This window comes from Jatrophihabitans cynanchi (genome assembly GCF_027247405.1).
GTDB lineage: Bacteria > Actinomycetota > Actinomycetes > Mycobacteriales > Jatrophihabitantaceae > Jatrophihabitans_B > Jatrophihabitans_B cynanchi.
In genome coordinates, this window is sequence record NZ_CP097463.1 from 3,293,287 (window position 1) to 3,312,476 (window position 19,190).

Below are 19,190 nucleotides of genomic sequence, written 5' to 3' on the forward strand. Positions count from 1 at the left end.
GCATAGGAGTGTGGATGTCCGCCGCTGCCGTCGCCCCCCATCGCCTCGACCGTCTCGTCCTCGCCGACCTCGTGCCGGGCGCGCTGGTACGTGACATCGCGCTCGTCGTCGGCGGTGCCGGCCTGACCGGGCTTGCCGCTCAGGTGTCCATCCACACCGCGCTCTCGCCGGTCCCGTTCACGCTGCAGACGCTGTCGGTGCTGGTGGTCGGCGCCGCGCTCGGCAGCGTGCGCGGCCTGCTGTCGATGCTGCTGTACCTGCTCGGCGGGATGGTCGGCGTGCCCTGGTACGCCAACCAGGAGCACGGCTGGGGCGGGCCGGCGTTCGGCTACATCCTCGGCTTCGTCGTGGCCGCGGGCCTGGTCGGCGCGCTCGCCAAGCGGGGCGCCGACCGGCACGTGGTCAGCACCGTGCTGCTCATGGTCGCCGGCAGCGTGGTGATCTACCTGATCGGGACGGTGTGGCTCGCCGTCGATCTGCACATCGGTTCGGCCGAGGCGTTCAAGCTCGGCGTGCGCCCGTTCCTCGCGACCGATGCGATCAAGATCGGCCTTGCCGCACTGGCCTTCCCGACGGCCTGGAAGCTCGCGCGCCGCTGAGGTAGCAGCTCAGCCGACGAACCAGCCGGTGCGCACCGCGTCCGCCACCGCGGCCAGCTGCGACGGCGCGCCGAGCTTGGCCAGCACCCCGCGCACGTGACTGCGGACGGTGTTCTCGGACACCACCCAGTTGGCCGCGATGTCTGCCACCGACCAGCCCCGCGCCAGCGCGCGCAGCGTGTCCGCCTCGCGCGCGGTGAGCGTGGCGTACGGCGCGAGGTCGCGCTCGCGGGCGGCGCGGCTGCGCGTCAGTTCGTCCAGCAGCTCCACCCGGTGTTCGGCGTCCAGCGGCGCGATCGCGGTGAGGGCGAGCGCGGTCTTGTGCAGCAACGCGTTGAAGCCGGCGGCCTTGGACTGGTAGCCGAGCGCGCCCTGTTCGAGCGCCGCCGCGATCCGCAGCCGGTCGTTGCTGCCGGTGATGACGAGCACCCGCACGCCGGCCTCGGCGAGCGGTGCGATCAGCGGTGTGCTCTCGCCGAAACCGTCGAGATCCAGATCGAGCAGGACGAGGTCGGGCTGGGCCTGCAGCAGGGCGGACAGCAGCGCGTCGGGCTCGCGCGGCGCGATCAGGACCGCGTCGACACCGGTACGGGCGAGTGCGGCGTGCAGCGTCTCGGCGAGGAGCAGGTGGTCCTCGACGATCGCGACGCGCGGCACCTCAGCTGGCCCGCCGCTGGACGACGGGCTGCACCGCCTGCGGCAGCGAGAAGCTGACGCGGGTACCGCCGCCGGCGCGCTCGCCGATGCGTAATGCGCCGCCCTGCGCGGCCATCGCCTGCCACGCGGCGTGCAATCCGATCCCGTCGCCCGGCGCGTGCGTCGACGACCCGCGAACGCCGAAGCGCAGCACGTCCTGCCGCTCGGCCGCGGGGATGCCGGGGCCGTTGTCCTCGACGACGACGGTTGCGACGTGCCCGTCCGTGCTCGCCCGGATCACGACGTCCGCACCCGGCGCGTGCAGGCAGGCGTTGCGCAGCAGGTTGTCCAGGACGGTCGCGGTGGCGAGCGGCCGGCCGATGACCGGCAACGAGCTGAGCTCGGCCCTGATCGCACGGCCGTCCAGCTGATGGATCAGCACGACCGGCCCGAGTGCGTCGGCGAGGTCGAACTGCTCGAGCGGCTCGTCGGTCCTGGTCTCCAGGACCGAGCACAGCCGCTGCAGCTCCTCGGCGATCAGGCGCCGCAGCAGGTCGGCGTCGATGTCCGGCCCGGGCTCGGACAGCAGTTCGGAAGCCCCGAGCACGCCCACCATGGCCGTGCGCGCATCGTGCAGTCGCTGCTGCTGCACCTGCTCGAGTTCGGCGAGATGCCGCTGCAGGCCGGCGACCGCCTCGGAGAAGTGCTCGCCCTGGTTGCGGTGCGCGTCGCGCAGTTCGGCCGTGGCGACGCAGACCACAACGGCGGCGGCGGCCAGTTGGAGTCCAGGGGCGAAACCGACCACCGCGCGGGCACCGATCGCGACGAGCCCGCGGACGAGTTCGGCCGCCGCGAGCAGGCACAACGCCGCGGTGATCCAGTGCCGGTTCGACAACAGGCACTCGCGGACGGCCAGCAGCAGCCACAGCCCCATCGCCGCCACCGCGATCGCGATCGCCGCCAGGTGCGCGTCGTGGGTCGGCAGCCAGAGCCGTCCGGCGAGCAGGCCGGTCGCGACCAGGGCCAGGGCGGCGCTCACGACAACCAGGTAACGCGCCGAGATCGGGCGCTCACCGGTCGCCCGGCGCCACTGCGGGCCGGGCAGCAGCAGGGCGAACACCACGACGAGGAACAGGATCCTGGTGCTCGGCGCGCTGCCGGCCAGTACCGCGGGCTCGTGCAGCAGCGGGCCGATGAGCGAGGCGGCCGGCAGCCCGGTGCCGAGGACGAGGAAGGCGACCGCGCCGCGCGCGGCCTGTGGTGCTTCGGTCAGCCGCCAGAATGCGAGGCGCAGCACGCCGATGACCAGGAACAGTCCGGAGGCCAGGTTGACCGCCAGCGCGGGCAACTGTTCGCGCGCGGTGTGCGAGGACAGCGACGAGGCGCCGACGAACAGCAACCAGAGCGCGACGCCGAGCGTCAGCGCGCCCGACAGAACGGTGCCCTGGCTAGCCCGGCGCCGTTGCGGAATACCCCCGATGGTCCCCACCAACGTTCCCCCCGCGGCCGTGCTCGAGCCCCGGTGGTTCCGGATGCGACGTAGCACGTACGCGGACGGAATGATCATCGCTCGGGAAGCCCGCGTCAATAGCGTGTGAGTGTTTCGTGCAGAAGTGGCGGGACGGTCCGGTACCTATCCGGACAAAGCTCCGGTCAGGCAGCAGAGGCGGCATGCGCAGGGGAGCGCCTGCGCGCCGGCGGTTCCGCCTGTTCGTCCTCCTCCTCCGGCGGGAAGAACATCCGCCAGAGGAAGATGAGCGCGAACAGCGCGGCGAGCGACGCTCCGATGCCCGTCGGCTGCTGCAGGAAGTAGCTGACGTACCCGCCGTACGGGATGCGGTACTCGACCGAGCCGTGCACCCAGCCCGGTTTGATGGTCCAGACGTCAGCGGAGTCGTTCGCGTCACCCTTGGTGCGGATCCCGAACTGGGTGACCTCGACGACCCGGTGGGTGACCAGCCCGCCCTCGTCGGTCGGCGAGTGCTGGAAGGTGATGATCTCGCCAGGTTTGAGCTGACCCTTGGCAGGCCGATCGATGACGAGGTCGCCTGGTACCAACTCTCGGGACATCGAGCCTGTGTGGATGATGTAGGCGCGATAGCCCTCGTGCCACAGCATCGCAGCGGTACCGACAACGCCCAGTACCAGCAGGGTGATCAGGGTGATCACGACGCGCCGTGCGGTGACTACCCGTACGCCGGGAGCGCGGCGCCGGGCCCGCGCTGCGGGTTCCGCGAACGACGACAGCAGGTGGGACAGGTCGCCCTGCCCCACCTGCTGCTCGTCGAGACTCATGTAGTGATACCGGTTGCCCTACTGATCAGGGACGCTGTCCGTGCTGCGTCGCGACCAGGTGGTAGGGAAGCGGGCTCGCCGGCAGGATCGACGCGTTCTGGTCATTGTTGCCAGCGATCGAGGCAATACCGAACGTCACGCTGACGCTGCCGGAGGCGGCGTTGCCAAGGTTGGCGGCGACCAAGATGGCACCAGGAACGCCGCAGTAGGGCACGGCGTGGTCCGACGGGCTACTCGCGACCTGCGAACTGCCACCGTCGCCATCGGCGTTGACCCCGCATTCGCTGCTCGTCGACGCGCCGACGTGCGGCGTGTTGGTACTGTCCGCAAAGGACAGGTTCCCCGACTGGAACACCGGGTTCGCACCAGTGTCGTTGGCGGCCACCGCGAAGTAGCCGTAACGACCCAGGCCGCCGCAGTTGGCGGTGGTGTCGTGGTTCACGCACGTATTGGCGTCCAGACCGCCTCCGGTGGCGTACTTACCGCCGGTAAAGAAGTTGTAGGCGCGGCTCGTGGTGTCGAACGTCAGCCAGAGGTCGACGGTGTTCCCGGGGCTGACCGAGACCGCGTAGTTGACCGGCTTGGTCTGGTTCGCTCCGGGCATCATGTCCTGGAAGTTCAGGTTCATCGACGATGTGTTGCTGAGCGTCAGGTGGCCGCCCTGGGCCGTGATGTTGCCGTCCTTCGAACTCGTGAAGTACGCGCCGGTGGTCTCGACGGCCGTGGCGACCAGTGCGACCGAGGCGCACGTCGCACCGATGAAGCCGGCCAGGCGCAAGGCTTTTCCTTTTCGCATGTGTTACCCCCTCCTGTGGGTTGGCCACCACCCCCACGGACGTGGCCAAGCTCTTAGGCTCGTCGTGAGCAAGGCGTTACGGCATCGCCAGAATCGATGGTTCGCAGCTCATCAGAATTGACGAGGCGCCCGGCGCGCTGTCCCGAGCACCCTGTTCAGGTGGATCGCAGGCTCGTATCGGGGGCGATCGCTGCGATCGCGGCCGTCGGCCTGGGGGTCGGCGGCTCGACGTCCGCCGCGTTCAACGACTTCAGCGACGTGCCCGGGAACCAGACCGCCGCGGGCACCCTCCAGCTCGACCTGACTCCCGGCGCATCGGGCTCGGTTGTGGTGTCCCTGGGCCGGCTGATGCCCGGCGGGCGCAGCACGCGCGCGGTGTGGGTCGCCGCCAACGACAGCACGTCCTCGATCGATGGCACGCTGTCGCTGCGCTTTCACGATCTGGTCGACACGGCGGCGCCCTGCGACACCAGCCGGGACAAGGCGCGCGCGGTACTTGCCGCGGGAGTCGCCGGCTGCACGGTCACGGATACCACGGTCTCCGGCGTTCCCGAACACGGCAGCCTGTCCAAGGTGCTGACGATGAGCGTGTCGGCCGCGCGGATGCTCGGAGCAGCTTCCTGCTCGGTGCAGTCGCAGGGCACCGCCGTCGCGCTGCCCGAGACCGGGCGCGGAAACCTGGCCATGCTTGCCGCGTCGGCGCAGCAGCTGCCGGTGGCCGAGCGCGACGGTGGCCGGCTGGTACTCGGACCTGGAGAGGGCGTGTGCGTCGCGGTCACTGCCGACTGGCCGGGTGACGAAGCGCCAGGCACGAACGAGCCGGCGGACAACGCGGCACAGGGCGACTCGCTGACCGTGCAGCTGAGCTTCGACCTGACGCAGGTACATTCGTGAGCGCGCACGCCACGACGGTGCCGACCCGTCTGGGTGCCGGCCGCTGGGTGCTGCGTGGCGCGGCCGTCGTCGCTGGCGTCGCCGTCCTCGGCGCGCTCGTCGTCGTGTTGCTGCTGCCCCGCCTCGTCCATGGTGCTGCACTGACCGTACGCAGCGGCAGCATGACGCCCGCCCTGTCGACGGGTGACCTCGTGGTGGTGCGTCCGGTGGACGCGGCCGCGCTGCACGTCGGGGACATCGCCACCTACCGCGAGCAGTCCGGCTCACTCGTCACGCACCGCGTCGTCGCGGTTAACGGATCCGGCACGAACCGCACGTTCACCTTCCGGGGCGACGCGAACGCGTCCGCTGATCCGGAGCCGGTGCCCGCCGCCGCCGTGCAAGGACGAGTCTGGTTCGCCGTCCCGTACCTCGGTACGCTGCGGGCACGGCTCGCCGAGGCGCGTCCGGCCATCGTCGTGGGTGGAGTGCTCGCGCTGGGCGGCTACGCGCTCGTCCAGTTCGGCTCGTACGCGCGTGAGCGGCGGGCAGCCCGATGACCCGGCGGCGGTGGGGATTCGCTGCGTTCGCGGCCGCGTTGTGCTGCCTCGTGCTCGGGGTGCTGCTACCGCCGAGCGCCGACGCGGCAGCCGGCGGGCGGGTGCAGGTCTCGTTGCCCGGGCAGGGCTTTACCGCGCACCCGGGCGGTTCGCTGTTCCAGGTCGGCGGGCTCGCGCCGGGCACCTCGACATCCGCGCTACTGGGCGTGCGCAGCGGCTTCGGCGGCGACACCACGCTGGGCCTGAAGCTGCTGGACGTGCACGACGACGACAACGGGTGCACACCCAGCGAAGCCCTGGTCGACCGTAGTTGCGGCGTGGGTGACGGCGACCTCGGCTCGTCCGTCGTGTTCACGGTGGCGACGTCGGCGAGTCGATCGGGAACCTTCGCCCCGGCGTGGACCGGAACGGTTGCCCAGTTGCAGCGGGGCGCGGCCACCCAGGTGATGCTGGGCGCGCACGAGCAGCGCTGGCTGCGGGTCACCGCGGCGTTGCCGGCGGCCGTGGGCAATGAGATCCAGTCGGACACGTTCGGCTTCCGGCTGCGGGTCGAACTCGCCGCGACAAGCGGCATCGCCGGGGTGAGCGTGGGACCGGGGAGCTCGCACGGCGCGTCCGGTCACGGCGTGGATTCGCTCGCCCTCACCGGCGCCTCGGTCAGCCTGCTGACGGTCGGCGGCGCGCTACTGCTGCTCGCCGGCGTGCTCATCTGGCGCAGCGGTACCCGCCGCGGGGCGTAAGGGCCGCGCCGCGGTTCAGGCGGACGGCGCCGTCATCGACAGGACGTCCAGCACCTCGTCCAGCTTGGCCTCGCTGATCTTGTCCGGCACGTGGCCCCGCTCGATCACGACCTGACGGATCGTCTTGCGCTCCTTGAGTGCCTGCTTGGCGATCTTGGCAGCCTCGTCGTAGCCGACGTAGTGATTCAGCGGCGTCACGATCGACGGCGAGGACTCGGCGAACTCCTTGCAGCGCTCCACGTTCGCCTCGATCCCGGCGACGCAGCGGTCGGCGAACACCCGCGAGACGTTGGTGAGCAGCCGGATCGACTCGAGCACGTTGCGCGCGATCACCGGCAGCATCACGTTCAGCTCGAAGTTGCCGGCCGCGCCGCCGAAGGCCACCGCCGCGTCGTTGCCGACCACCTGCGCCACGACCTGGCAGACCGCCTCGCACAGCACCGGGTTCACCTTGCCGGGCATGATCGAACTGCCCGGCTGCAGATCAGGCAGGAACACCTCGGCCAGGCCGGTGCGCGGCCCGGAACCCATCCAGCGCAGGTCGTTGCTGATCTTGTTCAGCCCGACCGCGATGGTGCGCAGCACGCCGCTCGCCTCGACCAGCGCGTCGCGCGAACCCTGCGCCTCGAAGTGGTTGCGCGCCTCGGTGAGCGGCAGCCCCAGGTCGGCGGCCAGCTTCGCGATCACCTTGGCGGCAAGGCCCACCGGCGCGTTGATGCCGGTGCCGACCGCGGTGCCACCCAGCGGCAGCTCACCGATGCGGGGGAGCGAGTCACGCAGCCGGTCGACCCCGTACCGGACCGCGGCCGCGTACCCGCCGAACTCCTGGCCGAGCGTCACCGGCGTCGCGTCCATCAGGTGGGTTCGCCCGGACTTGACGACGGTCGCGAACTCGGCGGCCTTGGCCTCGAGCGTGCCGGCCAGGTGCTCGAGCGCCGGGATCAGTTCGGCGGTGATCGCCCGGGTAGCAGCAATGTGGATCGCCGCCGGGAACTGGTCGTTCGACGAGAACGGGTCGTTGACGTCGTCGTTCGGGTGCACCGGCGCGCCGAGACGTTCGCCGGCCAGCGTGGCGAGCACCTCGTTGGCATTCATGTTGGACGAGGTGCCGGACCCGGTCTGGAACACGTCGATCGGGAACTCGGCGTCCCAGTCGCCGCGCGCGACCTCGGCCGCCGCATCGTGGATCGCCGCCGCCTTCGCGCCGTCCAGCAGCCCCTCGTCCGCCCGCACCGCCGCCGAGGCGCCCTTGATGGACGCGAGCGCGCCGATCAGTTCGCGCTCGATCGGCTGCCCCGAGATCGGGAAGTTCTCCACCGCCCGCTGCGTCTGCGCACGCCATTTCGCCGCGGCGGGCACCCGGACTTCGCCCATCGAATCGGTCTCGATGCGGTAGTCCTGCTGATCGGTCACGGCGCTCTCCCAGGCTCGGCGATGGTGCGCCTTCAGCCTAGTGACGCGCTCGGTTCCGCCCGCCGTGGCCTTGCTCACCGCTACAGCTGCTGTGGGTACTGCTCCTGGGTTGGCGGGTACTGCGGCTGCTGGTATTGCGGCGGCTGCTGGTACTGCGGCTGCTGCTGGAACACCGGGTCCGGTGTCGTCGGGGGAGGCCCCGGCTGGCCGTAGCCGAGCTCCATCGCGGTCTGCCGGGCCCCGTCGTCCACCGGGACGGCGACCACGGCGGTGCCGTACGCGCAGATCTCGCTCCACGTCTCGCCCAGCTCGGACGTGTCGAAGCGGAACCCCACCACGGCGTTGCCGCCCTTGGCGCGCGCCGCCTCCAGCATTCGGGTCATGGCCTCGTTGCGGCTGTCGGTCAGGTTCTTGGTCATGCCCTGCAGTTCGCCGCCGAACATCGACTTGAAACCGGCGCCCATCTGCGAGAACACGTTGCGGGACCGGACGGTCAGCCCGAACACCTCGCCGCACACGCGCTGGATCTGCCACCCCGACAGTTCGAAGGTCGTGGTCACCAGCATCGGCGTGCTCCTGTCAGTTGCGGTCGAAGTCGACAGCAGAGTATGCCCGCAACTTGCCCAACTGGTGCACCGAATCGACGAGTCGGATCGTGCCCGACTTCGAGCGCATCACGATCGACTCGGTCTGCACCGAATCGGCCAGGTACCGCACGCCGCGCAACAGGTCACCGTCGGTGATCCCGGTTGCGCAGAAAAAGATGTCGTTGCCGCTGACCAGGTCCTCGGTGAGCAGCACCCGGTCCAGGTCGTGGCCGGCGTCGATCGCCTTCTGCCGCTCGTCGTCGTCGTGCGGCCACAGCCTGGCCTGGATCGCGCCACCCATGCAGCGCAGGGCGGCGGCCGCGATGATCCCCTCCGGGGTGCCGCCGATGCCGAGCAGCAGGTCCACGCCGGTGCCCGGGCGGGCCGCGGCGATCGCGCCCGCGACGTCGCCGTCGCTGATGAACTTGATGCGGGCACCGGCCGCGCGGACCTCGTCGACCAGCGCCTGGTGTCGCGGCCGGTCCAGGATGCAGACCGTGACGTCCTCGTTGTGGCCGTTCTTGGCCTTGGCGACGCGACGGATGTTCTCGGCAGTCGGGGCGGTGATGTCGATGACCGCGGCGGCCTCCGTGCCGGCCGCGATCTTCTCCATGTAGAACACCGCGGACGGGTCGAACATCGTGCCGCGCTCGGCGACCGCGATGACGGCGATCGCGCCCGGCATCCCCTTGGCCATCAGCGTGGTGCCGTCGATCGGGTCGACCGCGACGTCGCACAGCGCCCCGGTGCCGTCGCCGACCTCCTCGCCGTTGTAGAGCATCGGCGCGTGGTCCTTCTCGCCCTCGCCGATCACGACCACGCCGCGCATCGAGACGGTGCCGATCAGCGCGCGCATCGCGTCGACGGCCGACCCGTCCCCGCCGATCTTGTCCCCACGCCCGACCCAGCGCCCGGCCGCCATCGCCGCGGCCTCGGTGACCCGCACCAGTTCGAGCGCGAGGTTGCGGTCCGGGGCTTGCTTGGCGACAGCGAGCTCCTGCGGAACGTGCGGGTGCGGCGGGGGTCCGTCTGTCATCGGCGTGATCCTCTCGGCAGGCAGGGACTCATCCTGTCAGACCGCGCCTTCGAGGTCCGTTTCACGTTGTCCTCGCGCACCCACCGCATACGGCGGAGCGAGGACAACGTGCCGGACGCCGACACGCACAACCCGCGGGGGAGGGGCGGATCAGGCGTCCGTGTCGTGCTGCTCGATGGCCGCGTCGAGCCGGGTGCTCGCGGTATCCAGCCACTTCTGGCAGATATCGGCCAGCTGCTCGCCGCGCTCCCACAGGGCGAGCGAGTCCTCCAGGCTCTGCCCGCCGGACTCCAGCTTGGCCACCACCTCGCGCAGCTCGGCGCGGGCCTGCTCGTAGCTCGGCTCGCTCTGTGCGCTGACGCCGTCACTCATTGCGCCGAGGCTGTTACTCATTGCGCCGAGGCTGTCACTCATTGCGCCGAGGCTACGGCCTCGAACTCGCCGCGTGCGACCCGGATGCGCAGCGTGCCGGACGCAGCGGAGGCCTCGCGCAGCACCGTCCCGTCCGGGAGCTGCACCACGGCGTAGCCGCGGTCCAGCGTCGCCTGCGGCGACAGCGCGCGCACCCGAGCCCGCACGTGCACCAGGTCGGCCCCGCCGGCCTCCAGCAGGCCGCGCAGCCGGCGGCGGATCCGTTCGCGGCCCTGCTCGGTCTCGGCCTGCTCGCGCCCCACCCGGGCACGCACCGTGTGGCGCATCCGCTCGGGCAGCCCGGCCATCAGCTCGCGCTCGCGCTCCAGCCGCCGGTGCACGCAGTCCCGCGCTCGCTGCCGCAGCCCGGCCACCTCGCGCAGCTCGTCGGCCAGGTCGGGAACGATCCGCTTGGCGGCGTCGGTCGGGGTGGACGCGGCGAAGTCGGCCACGTGGTCCAGCAATGGGACGTCGCTCTCGTGCCCGATCGCGCTGACGACCGGGGTGCGCGCCGCCGACACCGCCCGCACCAGCGTCTCGTTGCTGAACGGCAGCAGGTCCTCGATGCTGCCGCCACCGCGCGCGATCACGATCACGTCGACTGCGCTGTCGGCGTCCAGCCGCTGCAGCGCCTCGACCACCTCGGTGACGGCCGACGGGCCCTGGGTGGCGACGTTCTCGATGCGGAAGCGCGCCCCCGGCAGCCGGCGGCGGGCGTTCTCGACCACGTCCCGCTCGGCGGCGCTGGCCCGCCCCGTGATCAGGCCGATGGTGCGCGGCAGGAACGGCAGCCGGCGCTTGCGGTCGGCCGCGAACAACCCCTCGGCGGCCAGGAGTTTGCGCAGCTGCTCCAGCCGGGCCAGCAGCTGGCCCAGCCCCACCTGCCGGATCTCGCTCGCCCGCAGGCTCAGCGTGCCGCGCTCGATCCAGAAGTCCGGACGCGCGTGCACCACGACCCGTGACCCCTCGGCGACCTCGTCGCCGAGCACGCCCCGGGGGCAGGTCACCGACAGCGAGATGTTCGCGTCCGGGTCCCGCAGGGTGAGGAACTGGGTGGGCATGCCGGGACGGCGGGTCAGCTGCGCGATCTGCCCGTCGACCCAGATCTCACCCAGCCGGTTGACCCACTCGCCGATCTTCAGCGCGACGACGCGCACCGGCCAGGGCGATTCGGCCGTGGTCTGCGCGGGCACGGCTTACTCGTCGCCGACCGTGTCGAAGCGCGACGGCTTGGTGTTGCGCGGCTTGCGGACCGTCTTGCGCGGGTACGGCTTCGGTGCGTCGGCGAGGTCGGTGACGCCGGCGAGGGGCGCGTTGTCGGCAGCCGGGCCGGCGTCCCCGGACGAGGCCACCGCCTCGGCGGCCACGGCCTTCGCGATCACAGCCGCGTCGGCCGGCGGGACCTGGTCCTGAGCCGGGGCGGCGGCGTCCACGGGTCCGTCGAACGTGGCCCACGGTGGCGGCTCGTCGGTGGTCGGGCGGCGGTTGAGCAGGTCGTCCCCGCGGGCTGCGAGCATCGCGTACCGCTGCTGGGCGCGCAGCGAGACCTGCAGCGCGGTGCTGATCGCCAGCATCGGCAACTCGATCGCGCGATCGGGGAGGTGACGGGCCTGCTCGGCCGCCTCGGCGGCCAGGCCGAGCGCGGCGCGGAGGGGGGTGGGCAGCTGCGGCATGACACCAGCCTGCCTCATGCGGGCGATCCGTACCATGTCAGGTATGACCTCCACACAGCCGCGTTCTGCCGGGTCGGGAGGTGCGTCGGGCGTCACCGACGCGCCGCGGGGGAGAGTCCTGCTGGCCCGGCCACGTGGGTACTGCGCGGGGGTGGATCGGGCGGTGCAGACCGTCGAGCACGCGCTGGAGCACTACGGTGCGCCGGTGTACGTGCGCAAGCAGATCGTGCACAACCTGCACGTGGTTCGTGCGCTCGAGGCCCGTGGCGCGATCTTCGTCGAGGAGAACGACGAGGTGCCGGAGGGCTCGATCGTGGTGTTCTCCGCGCACGGCGTGGCGCCCGAGGTGCACGCGCAGGCGGCCGAACGCGGCCTGAAGACGATCGACGCGACCTGCCCGCTGGTCACCAAGGTGCACCACGAGGTCCGCCGGTTCGCCGAAGCCGGTTACGACATCCTGCTCATCGGCCACGACGGCCACGAGGAGGTCGTCGGCACCAGCGGCGAGGCACCCGAGCGGGTGACGCTGGTCGACGGGCCGGACGACGTGGCGAACGTGGTGGTGCGCGACCCGGCGAAGGTGGTCTGGCTCTCGCAGACGACGCTGTCGGTCGACGAGACGATGCAGACCGTGAACGCGCTGCGCGAGCGCTTCCCGCTACTGCAGTCGCCGCCGTCGGACGACATCTGTTACGCCACGCAGAACCGGCAGGCGGCGGTGAAGACGATCGCGCCGCAGGTCGAGTTGTTCCTCGTGGTCGGCTCGGCGAACTCGTCCAACTCGGTGCGCATGGTCGAGGTGGCCGCGTCCTGTGGTGCCGGGGCCGCGCACCTGGTCGAGAACGCCGCGGCGATCGACGAGTCGTGGTTGGACGGCGTGCGCACGATCGGGCTCTCGTCCGGGGCGTCCGTCCCGGAGATCCTGGTGCGCGAGGTGGTGCAGTGGCTGGACGAGCACGGCTTCGGCGACGTGCAGGAGGTCAGCCACACCGAGGAGCGGTTGACGTTCGCGCTGCCCCGTGAGCTGCGCCGCGAACTGCAGGCAAAGCCCGCGCCGTCTGACTGACCGGCTGACCGGGGGAGCGCGGCGCGTCAGCGGCGGACGATGAGCCGGATGCCGGCGATGATCAGCACCGCCGCGGTGGCGGCGGCGATCGCGGGGAACCCGTACACCAGCCAGTTCGACGCGGCGTCGTACAGCGCGCGCCGGTCGTGCAGCCCGCCCGAGCGCAGGTACACCATCGCCCCGGACGCGACCGAGTAGACGATCGGCGGGGCGATGACCACAGTGAACATGTCGGCGCGGCGCACCAGCAGGATCGCGATGATCGAGGCCGCCACCACGCCGATGTTGAACCCGCCGCGGACCTGGGCGCCGCTGATCGTGTCGATCACGCCGCCGATCGCAGCGATCGCCAGCAGCACCAGCAGTGCCCCCCACCACGGCAGGCCGCGCTCGCGCGGGCGGGCGCGGGGGTCGAGCCAGGGCGGCGGCTCGGTGGATGCCGTGGCGGTGGGCGCCGCATAGCGGCCCGAGCGCGGCTCGGCCGGATAGCGCCCCCCGTGCTCGGCAGGCGCCGGGTAGTGGACACCGCGATCACCGGGCGCGTCGTACCGCTCGGCGCGGGTGGCACCCTGGCTGCCCGACTGGACCGACCGCGCGGGTCCCCAGCCGTGGTCGTCGCCCTGGTCGCCGCCACGCGCACCGTACGGCGCGTTCGCCAAGATCGGACCCCTTTGCGTCGGTGCGCGACCGAGCGGTGTTCCGGGCTGCGGCGCGCTGTGTGCTCCCGGACACGCTACCCGGAGCAGCTGTGCCGACGCTGCATCCGTGGCCCGCCCGGCGGCGGTTCCTCAGCTTCACTCGCCGCGTGCCGGGACCGTGCTGCCGGACGGTCGCAGCTCGACGACCCGCTCGGACGCGCCGTTCCCGGGCGTGGGTGAACGCGGCTGCACGTCGACCAGCGGGCGCAGTTCCGGCAGCTCGTCGTGCGGGGAGACCACCTCCAGGTCGCGCAGTTGCCGGGCCTTGCTGAGCACCCGCCGCTCCAGCGAACCGACCGTGTCGTTGTACGCGGACACCGCGTTGCCCAGGCTGCGGCCGAGCTTGTCGACGTGCCCGGCCATGGTGCTCAGCCGCTGATACAGCTCGCGGCCCAGTTCGTGCACCTGCTGGGCGTTGCTGGCGAGCGCGTGCTGGCGCCAGGTGTATGCGACCGTGCGCAGCAACGCGACCAGCGTCGACGGCGTCGCGAGCACAACGTTCCGGGCGCACGCGTACTCCAGCAGTGTCGCGTCGTGCTGCAGTGCGGCGTCCAGGAACGCGTCGGCGGGGACGAAGCAGACCACGAACTCCGGCGTCGGGGTGAACCGCTCCCAGTACGCCTTCGCCGACAGCAGCGACACGTGCGTGCGCAGGTGCCTGGCGTGCGCGGCGAAGCGGGCGTCACGGGTCGCTTCGTCGGGGGCCTGCATCGCCTCGAGGTACGCGCTGAAGGCCACCTTGGCATCGACCACCACCTGCTTGCCACCGGCCAGGTGCACCACCAGGTCCGGGCGCTGGGTGCGCCCGTCGCCGTCGGTACTGCTCAGCTGGGTGGTGAAGTCGACGTGCTCGGTCAACCCGACCGCCTCGACCACCCGCTCCAACTGCATCTCGCCCCACCGCCCGCGCACCTGCGGTGCCCGCAGCGCGGTGACCAGCTGTGCCGTCTCGGTGCGTAGTTGCTCGGACGTCGCGCTCATCGCCCGCACCTGCTCGCGCAGGGCCGTGTCCGAGATCGCGCGGCCGCGCTGCACCTCGTCCAACTGTTCCTGCACCCGGCCGAGCGAGTCGCGCAGCGGAGTGACGAGCGCGGCCAGGTTGCCGTTGCCCATCAGCAACTGTTCACGATGGGCGGTGGCGGCGCGCTCGGCCTCGATCCCGGCGCGCAGTGCGGCCTGCTCGTTCAAGGCGGCGTGCAGCGCGCGTTCGCCCCGGCGCACGGCCAGCAACCAGCCGATGGCCAGCCCGGCGGCCAGGGTCAGCAGCGCGATGAGTAGCTCCATGCGGACAGGCAAGCAGCAAGGTCCGACAATTCCTGGCCGCGGCCAGCGGCTGTCCGCGCGGGCATCGCCGCTTACGTAGACTCGGCCGTCGTGAGCACCTCGCGAGACTGCTGCCCCGGATGAGCCTCACCATCGGCATCGTCGGGCTGCCCAACGTCGGCAAGTCCACGCTGTTCAACGCGCTGACCAAGAACGACGTCCTGGCGGCGAACTACCCGTTCGCCACGATCGACCCGAACGTGGGTGTCGTCGGCGTCCCCGATCCCCGACTGGCCGAGCTGTCGCGCATCTTCGGTTCGGCCCGGATCGTCCCGGCGACGGTGTCGTTCGTCGACATCGCCGGGATCGTCAAGGGCGCCTCCGAGGGAGCCGGGCTCGGCAACAAGTTCCTGGCCAACATCCGCGAGGCCGACGCGATCTGCCAGGTCATCCGCGCGTTCAGCGATCCGGACGTCGTGCACGTCGACGGCAAGGTCTCGCCCAAGGACGACATCGAGATCATCGAGACCGAGCTGATCCTCGCCGACCTGCAGACCATCGAGAAGGCCTTGCCACGACTGCACAAGGAAGCACGCCTGGACAAGGGGAAGGTCGCGGTCGTCGCTGCCGTCGAGGCCGCGCAGCAGGTGCTCGAGGGCGGCCGGACGATCTTCGGAGCCGGGCTGGACCGCGAGCCGCTGCGCGAGTTGCAGCTGATGACCGCCAAGCCGTTCCTGTACGTGTTCAACGTAGATCCGGACGAGATCTCCAACGCCGCGTTCACCGACGAGATGCGCGCCCTGGTCGCGCCGGCCGAGGCGATCTTCCTGGACGCGAAGACCGAGGCCGAGCTGATCGAACTCGATCCGGACGAGGCGCTCGAGCTGCTGCAGTCGATGGGTCAGGAGGAGTCCGGCATCGACCTGCTCGCCCGCGTGGGATTCGCGACGCTCGGGCTGCAGACCTACTTGACGGCCGGCCCGAAGGAGGCGCGGGCCTGGACGATCCCGGTCGGCGCCACCGCGCCGCAGGCAGCCGGGGTGATCCACACCGACTTCGAGCGCGGCTTCATCAAGGCCGAGGTGGTCTCCTACGCCGACCTCGTCGCCGCCGGCTCGATGGCCGAGGCGAAGGCGCGCGGCAAGGTGCGCATCGAGGGCAAGGACTACGTCATGGCCGACGGCGACGTGGTGGAGTTCCGCTTCAACGTGTGACTGAGCTCAAGAACCCAGCAAATACGGGACCTAGAGACTCCCAGCAGTGGCGGCGCCTGGCCTTGCGCGGGACGATGACCCGCGGGCAGGAGTGCGCCAATCCGCGCCGATCAGAGCCCTGAGCCGGGCGGCGAACTCAGGCCAGCGACAGGAACAGTTTCTGCATCTTGTCGCTGTCGACGCTGTCCACGCCGCCGCTGTCGATCAGACACTGCTTGAGGCCGGTAGCGACGATCGCGAAGCCGGCACGATCGAGCGCCCGGCTGACCGCGGCGACTTGCGTCACGATCTCCTCGCAGTCCCTGCCGTCGTCGATCATCTTCAACACGCCGCCGATCTGGCCCTGCGCGCGCCGCAACCGCTTGACGATCGCGTCCATGCTCTCGCGTGGCAGTTCGACCATGCCCGCTCCTCTGCTGAAGTGATGTGCCAGTATACCCAGGCGGGTATCAGGTTCCCCCAGTCGTCCGGCGGGGTGCCGCCGGCCGTCAGCCCGCTTGCGCCGCGACCTGTGCGCGAACCTCGTCCATGTCGAGTGCGCGCACGGCGGAGATCACTTCGGCCAGCGCGCTCGCCGGAAGTGCGCCAGGCTGGGAAAAGACGAGGATCCCCTCGCGGAAGGCCATCAGCGTCGGGATCGACTGGATGCCCGCGGCGGCGGCGAGGGAGCGCTCCGCCTCGGTGTCGACCTTGCCGAAGACGATGTCCGGGTGCTCGTCGGAGGCCTTCTCGAAGACGGGTGCGAACATCCGGCACGGGCCGCACCAGGATGCCCAGAAGTCGACGAGCACGATGTCGTTCTCCTTCAGGACGTCCTCGAAACCGGCCGCACTCAACGTGGTGGTGGACATGAGCTCTCCTGTCGTTGCTATACCAGTGGGGGTATAACGAGCGACGGCCGGATTCGATTCCCGGTGAGTTCGCCGGCGATGGCAGCCGCCATTTGATATACCCATAGGGGTATGGGTACGCTGGCGAACGCGACCCGCGGAGAGCGGCTCGTCCCCGACCTGCCGAGGAGAAGCGTTGACCACCATTGCCTCCCGCCGGAACCCTCCACCGGCCCCCGAGCAGCACGCACCTGGCTGGCTCGCCCGCCTGGGCGCCTGGTCCGGGACGCATCTGCGCGTCGTCCTGATCGGCTGGCTGCTCGTGCTCGTCGCGTTCGGCGCATTCGCCCCGCAGGTCGAGTCGGCGCTGTCCGGCGCGGGCTGGCAGGACAGCGGCAGCCAGTCGGTGAAGGCGCGCGAGCTGATCGCCAATCAGTTCAGCGGCCTGAACTCGACCGCATTGCAGGTCGTCGTCCACGACAGCGCCGGCGCGATCGCGTCCGATCCGGTTGCCCGGCAGGCGGTCGACCGGGCGAGCGCGTTGCTGCAGGCCGATCCCCGGGTGAGTACGGTGCTCCCACCGCAGCCGGGGGTGAGCATCTCGCAGGACGGGCGTACCGCGATCATCCAAGGCGGGGCGAAGGCCGACCCGAACGAGATGGTGCGCGCAGCCGACGAGCTCTCCAAGCCGATCACGGCGCTGTCGAGGAAGAACGTGTCGGTGAACCTGACCGGTTCGAGCGCGCTCTGGGCGAACTTCAACCAGGTCAACCACTCGGCGATGATCAAGTCCGAGGTGCTGTCCTGGCCGGTGACGATGCTGGTGCTGGTGCTCGCGTTCGGCAGCCTGGTGGCGGCCGGGCTGCCGCTCATGCTGACGCTCGTCGGGCTGCTCACCGCCGCCGGTGCCCTGGTCCTGTCCACGCACATCGCTCCGGTCAGCATCTGGGCGATGAACTTCGCGATGATGTTCGCGCTGGCCCTGGGCATCGACTACGCACTGTTCATCGTCGTCCGCTTCCGAGCCGCACTCAAACGTCGTGCTGACCAGACCGATCGCCGACAGGCTGCGATCGAGGCCGTCGCCGAAACCATGGGGACGGCGGGCAAGGCGGTCGCGTTCAGCGGCCTCACCGTGCTCGTGTCACTCTCGACCGTGCTGCTGGTACCGAGTCCTGCGTTCCGCAGCATGGCCCTGGGCATCATGCTGTCGGTCGTCGCCGTGCTGGCCGCCACCCTCACCCTGCTGCCGGCCGTCCTCGGCCGACTGGGCCGTCGCGTCGACTCCGGCCGCATCCGGCTTCCCGGGGCCCTGGACCGTGCCGAGCGGCGGGCCGAGCGGCGCGCGGCAGCCGCGGCGGCGTCCGCTACCGGTGCGGGCGTCGAGGGCGCCGGCCACGCCGCGCACCCGCACCACACCGTCGTCGGGCTGGAGCGGCTGCTGCACCACTGGGGTGCGCTGCTTCATCGGCGTCCATGGATCGCGGGCGGCCTGGTGCTGGTGGTGATCGGGATCCTGGCCTGGCCCGTCCTGTCCCTGCGTACCGGCATGCCCAGCATCGCGATCATTCCGCAGAGCCAGACGGCGCGCGCCGGCTACAACCAGGTGGTCGACGCCTTCGGACCGGGCGCGCCGGGCACGCTCTCGGTCGTCACACCGGCGACCGAGCAGACGGCGGCGCTGCAGCTGCTCCGCAGCGATCGCGGAATCGCGGCGGCCGTTCCCGCCGGATCGTCGAACGGCTGGACGATGACGCTGGCGATCCCCACCACGGACGCCTCGGCCCCCGCCACCGGATCGACCATCGACCGGCTGCGTTCGCAACTGCCCTCGGGCACCCTCGTCGGCGGGGCCGCCGCGGAGAACCACGACCTGGAGCAGGTGCTCTCGAGCCGGACGCCACTGGTGTTCGGGTTGCTCATCGGCCTGGGATTCCTGCTGCTGCTCGTGGCACTCGGGAGCCCGCTGATCGCCTTCGTCGGCGTGGTCACCAACCTGGCCTCGATAGCGGGCGCGTTCGGCGTGGCCAAGCTCGTCTTCCAAGACGGTCACCTGTCAGGGCTGCTCGGCTTCGAGCCGCAGGGCTTCGTCGACGCGTGGGCTCCGCTGTTCTTCGGTGCGATGCTCTCGGGCGTGGCGATGGACTACACGCTGTTCCTGCTCTCGGCCGCCCGGGAACACTACGACCTCACCGGCGACCCGCAGCACGCCATGAGGATGGCGCTGCGAACCTCCGGACGGGTGGTCGTCGCCGCGGCCGGCGTCATGGTGGCGGTGTTCATGACGTTCGCCCTGTCCGGCCCCCTGGCGCCGAAGGAGATGGGCATCATCCTCGCGGTCGCGGTGTTCCTCGACGCGCTGCTGATCCGGATGATCCTGCTACCGGTCGTGCTCCGGCTCACCGGGCACGGCGCGTGGCACCAGCCGAAGTGGCTGGGCCGGATCCTGCCCCGCGTCCGTTTCTCCCACTGACCATCTACGGCACTACCTGAAGGGAAC

General features: G+C 70.9%; 20 protein-coding genes and 1 pseudogene. 7 read left to right on the plus strand and 14 right to left on the minus strand.

Translation table 11 applies throughout. The features are described 5' to 3' along the window. Positions 1-14 precede the first annotated feature (14 nt). Positions 15-599, plus strand: a complete 585-nt coding sequence (locus M6B22_RS16000; RefSeq protein ID WP_269442564.1) for a biotin transporter BioY — start codon at positions 15-17, stop codon at positions 597-599. Positions 600-608: 9 nt separating this feature from the next. Here the strand turns inward: M6B22_RS16000 and M6B22_RS16005 are convergent, their stop codons facing one another. From M6B22_RS16005 to M6B22_RS16020, 4 genes are all read right to left on the minus strand, one after another. Next, positions 609-1,256: a response regulator transcription factor gene (locus tag M6B22_RS16005; protein WP_269442565.1), complete on the minus strand. Its 648-nt coding sequence runs from the start codon at positions 1,254-1,256 to the stop codon at positions 609-611. A gap of 1 nt (position 1,257) precedes the next feature. Beyond that, positions 1,258-2,724 (minus strand): sensor histidine kinase, encoded by a 1,467-nt coding sequence (locus M6B22_RS16010; protein WP_269442566.1) that lies wholly within the window; start codon positions 2,722-2,724, stop codon positions 1,258-1,260. A gap of 164 nt (positions 2,725-2,888) precedes the next feature. Beyond that, positions 2,889-3,530 (minus strand): signal peptidase I, encoded by a 642-nt coding sequence (locus M6B22_RS16015; protein WP_269442567.1) that lies wholly within the window; start codon positions 3,528-3,530, stop codon positions 2,889-2,891. A 25-nt stretch (positions 3,531-3,555) separates the two neighbouring features. Beyond that, the gene (locus tag M6B22_RS16020; RefSeq protein WP_269442568.1) at positions 3,556-4,308 is read right to left on the minus strand and encodes a hypothetical protein; all 753 of its coding nucleotides are present in this window, start codon (positions 4,306-4,308) and stop codon (positions 3,556-3,558) included. Positions 4,309-4,485: 177 nt separating this feature from the next. Here M6B22_RS16020 and M6B22_RS16025 point away from each other — a divergent pair, with 177 nt between their 5' ends. Genes M6B22_RS16025 through M6B22_RS16035 form a run of 3 tightly spaced genes read left to right on the plus strand, consistent with a single transcriptional unit; the run spans position 4,486 to position 6,499 of the window. After that, positions 4,486-5,220 (plus strand): SipW-dependent-type signal peptide-containing protein, encoded by a 735-nt coding sequence (locus M6B22_RS16025; protein WP_269442569.1) that lies wholly within the window; start codon positions 4,486-4,488, stop codon positions 5,218-5,220. After that, positions 5,217-5,759: a signal peptidase I gene (locus M6B22_RS16030; RefSeq protein ID WP_269442570.1), complete on the plus strand. Its 543-nt coding sequence runs from the start codon at positions 5,217-5,219 to the stop codon at positions 5,757-5,759. The genes M6B22_RS16025 and M6B22_RS16030 overlap by 4 nt, the downstream gene beginning before the upstream one ends. Further along, positions 5,756-6,499, plus strand: a complete 744-nt coding sequence (locus M6B22_RS16035) for a hypothetical protein (protein WP_269442571.1) — start codon at positions 5,756-5,758, stop codon at positions 6,497-6,499. The genes M6B22_RS16030 and M6B22_RS16035 overlap by 4 nt, the downstream gene beginning before the upstream one ends. Before the next feature lie 15 nt (positions 6,500-6,514). Here M6B22_RS16035 and M6B22_RS16040 read toward each other — a convergent pair whose 3' ends face one another. The 6 genes and pseudogenes from M6B22_RS16040 to M6B22_RS16065 form a co-directional block, all read right to left on the minus strand. Then, positions 6,515-7,873, minus strand: coding sequence for a class II fumarate hydratase (locus M6B22_RS16040; protein ID WP_407935722.1), 1,359 nt, complete (start codon positions 7,871-7,873; stop codon positions 6,515-6,517). A 230-nt stretch (positions 7,874-8,103) separates the two neighbouring features. Further along, positions 8,104-8,478, minus strand: a pseudogene (locus M6B22_RS16045) (YbjQ family protein); the annotation flags it as partial. Positions 8,479-8,491: 13 nt separating this feature from the next. Beyond that, on the minus strand, positions 8,492-9,535 hold the full coding sequence (gene glpX / locus M6B22_RS16050; protein ID WP_269442574.1) for a class II fructose-bisphosphatase: 1,044 nt from the start codon (positions 9,533-9,535) through the stop codon (positions 8,492-8,494). Between the two features lie 150 nt (positions 9,536-9,685). Beyond that, positions 9,686-9,907 carry an exodeoxyribonuclease VII small subunit gene (locus tag M6B22_RS16055; RefSeq protein WP_269442575.1) on the minus strand — a complete coding sequence of 74 codons (222 nt, stop codon included), beginning with the start codon at positions 9,905-9,907 and terminating at the stop codon, positions 9,686-9,688. 38 nt (positions 9,908-9,945) lie between these two features. Next, positions 9,946-11,139 carry an exodeoxyribonuclease VII large subunit gene (gene xseA, locus M6B22_RS16060; RefSeq protein WP_269442576.1) on the minus strand — a complete coding sequence of 398 codons (1,194 nt, stop codon included), beginning with the start codon at positions 11,137-11,139 and terminating at the stop codon, positions 9,946-9,948. A gap of 3 nt (positions 11,140-11,142) precedes the next feature. Continuing rightward, positions 11,143-11,619, minus strand: coding sequence for a hypothetical protein (locus M6B22_RS16065; RefSeq protein WP_269442577.1), 477 nt, complete (start codon positions 11,617-11,619; stop codon positions 11,143-11,145). A gap of 43 nt (positions 11,620-11,662) precedes the next feature. Here M6B22_RS16065 and M6B22_RS16070 point away from each other — a divergent pair, with 43 nt between their 5' ends. Next, positions 11,663-12,685, plus strand: coding sequence for a 4-hydroxy-3-methylbut-2-enyl diphosphate reductase (locus M6B22_RS16070; protein ID WP_269442578.1), 1,023 nt, complete (start codon positions 11,663-11,665; stop codon positions 12,683-12,685). 26 nt (positions 12,686-12,711) lie between these two features. On the opposite strand, the gene M6B22_RS16075 is transcribed toward M6B22_RS16070, so the two are convergent. Together M6B22_RS16075 and M6B22_RS16080 are read right to left on the minus strand one after the other, a co-directional pair. Further along, a complete protein-coding gene (locus M6B22_RS16075; RefSeq protein WP_269442579.1) occupies positions 12,712-13,344 on the minus strand; it encodes a DUF6542 domain-containing protein in 633 nt (210 codons plus the stop codon). 135 nt (positions 13,345-13,479) lie between these two features. Beyond that, a complete protein-coding gene (locus tag M6B22_RS16080) occupies positions 13,480-14,667 on the minus strand; it encodes a DNA recombination protein RmuC (RefSeq protein WP_269442580.1) in 1,188 nt (395 codons plus the stop codon). 119 nt (positions 14,668-14,786) lie between these two features. On the opposite strand from M6B22_RS16080, the gene ychF reads away from it, so the two are divergent. Then, positions 14,787-15,860 (plus strand): redox-regulated ATPase YchF, encoded by a 1,074-nt coding sequence (gene ychF, locus M6B22_RS16085; protein ID WP_269442581.1) that lies wholly within the window; start codon positions 14,787-14,789, stop codon positions 15,858-15,860. A gap of 136 nt (positions 15,861-15,996) precedes the next feature. On the opposite strand, the gene M6B22_RS16090 is transcribed toward ychF, so the two are convergent. Continuing rightward, the gene (locus M6B22_RS16090; protein ID WP_331459742.1) at positions 15,997-16,263 is read right to left on the minus strand and encodes a metal-sensitive transcriptional regulator; all 267 of its coding nucleotides are present in this window, start codon (positions 16,261-16,263) and stop codon (positions 15,997-15,999) included. Between the two features lie 85 nt (positions 16,264-16,348). Continuing rightward, entirely contained in the window at positions 16,349-16,711 is a 363-nt protein-coding gene (trxA, locus tag M6B22_RS16095; protein WP_269442583.1) for a thioredoxin, read from the minus strand. A gap of 175 nt (positions 16,712-16,886) precedes the next feature. On the opposite strand from trxA, the gene M6B22_RS16100 reads away from it, so the two are divergent. Next, complete coding sequence (locus M6B22_RS16100; protein ID WP_269442584.1) at positions 16,887-19,163, plus strand: MMPL family transporter; 2,277 nt, start codon at positions 16,887-16,889, stop codon at positions 19,161-19,163. Positions 19,164-19,190 lie beyond the last annotated feature (27 nt).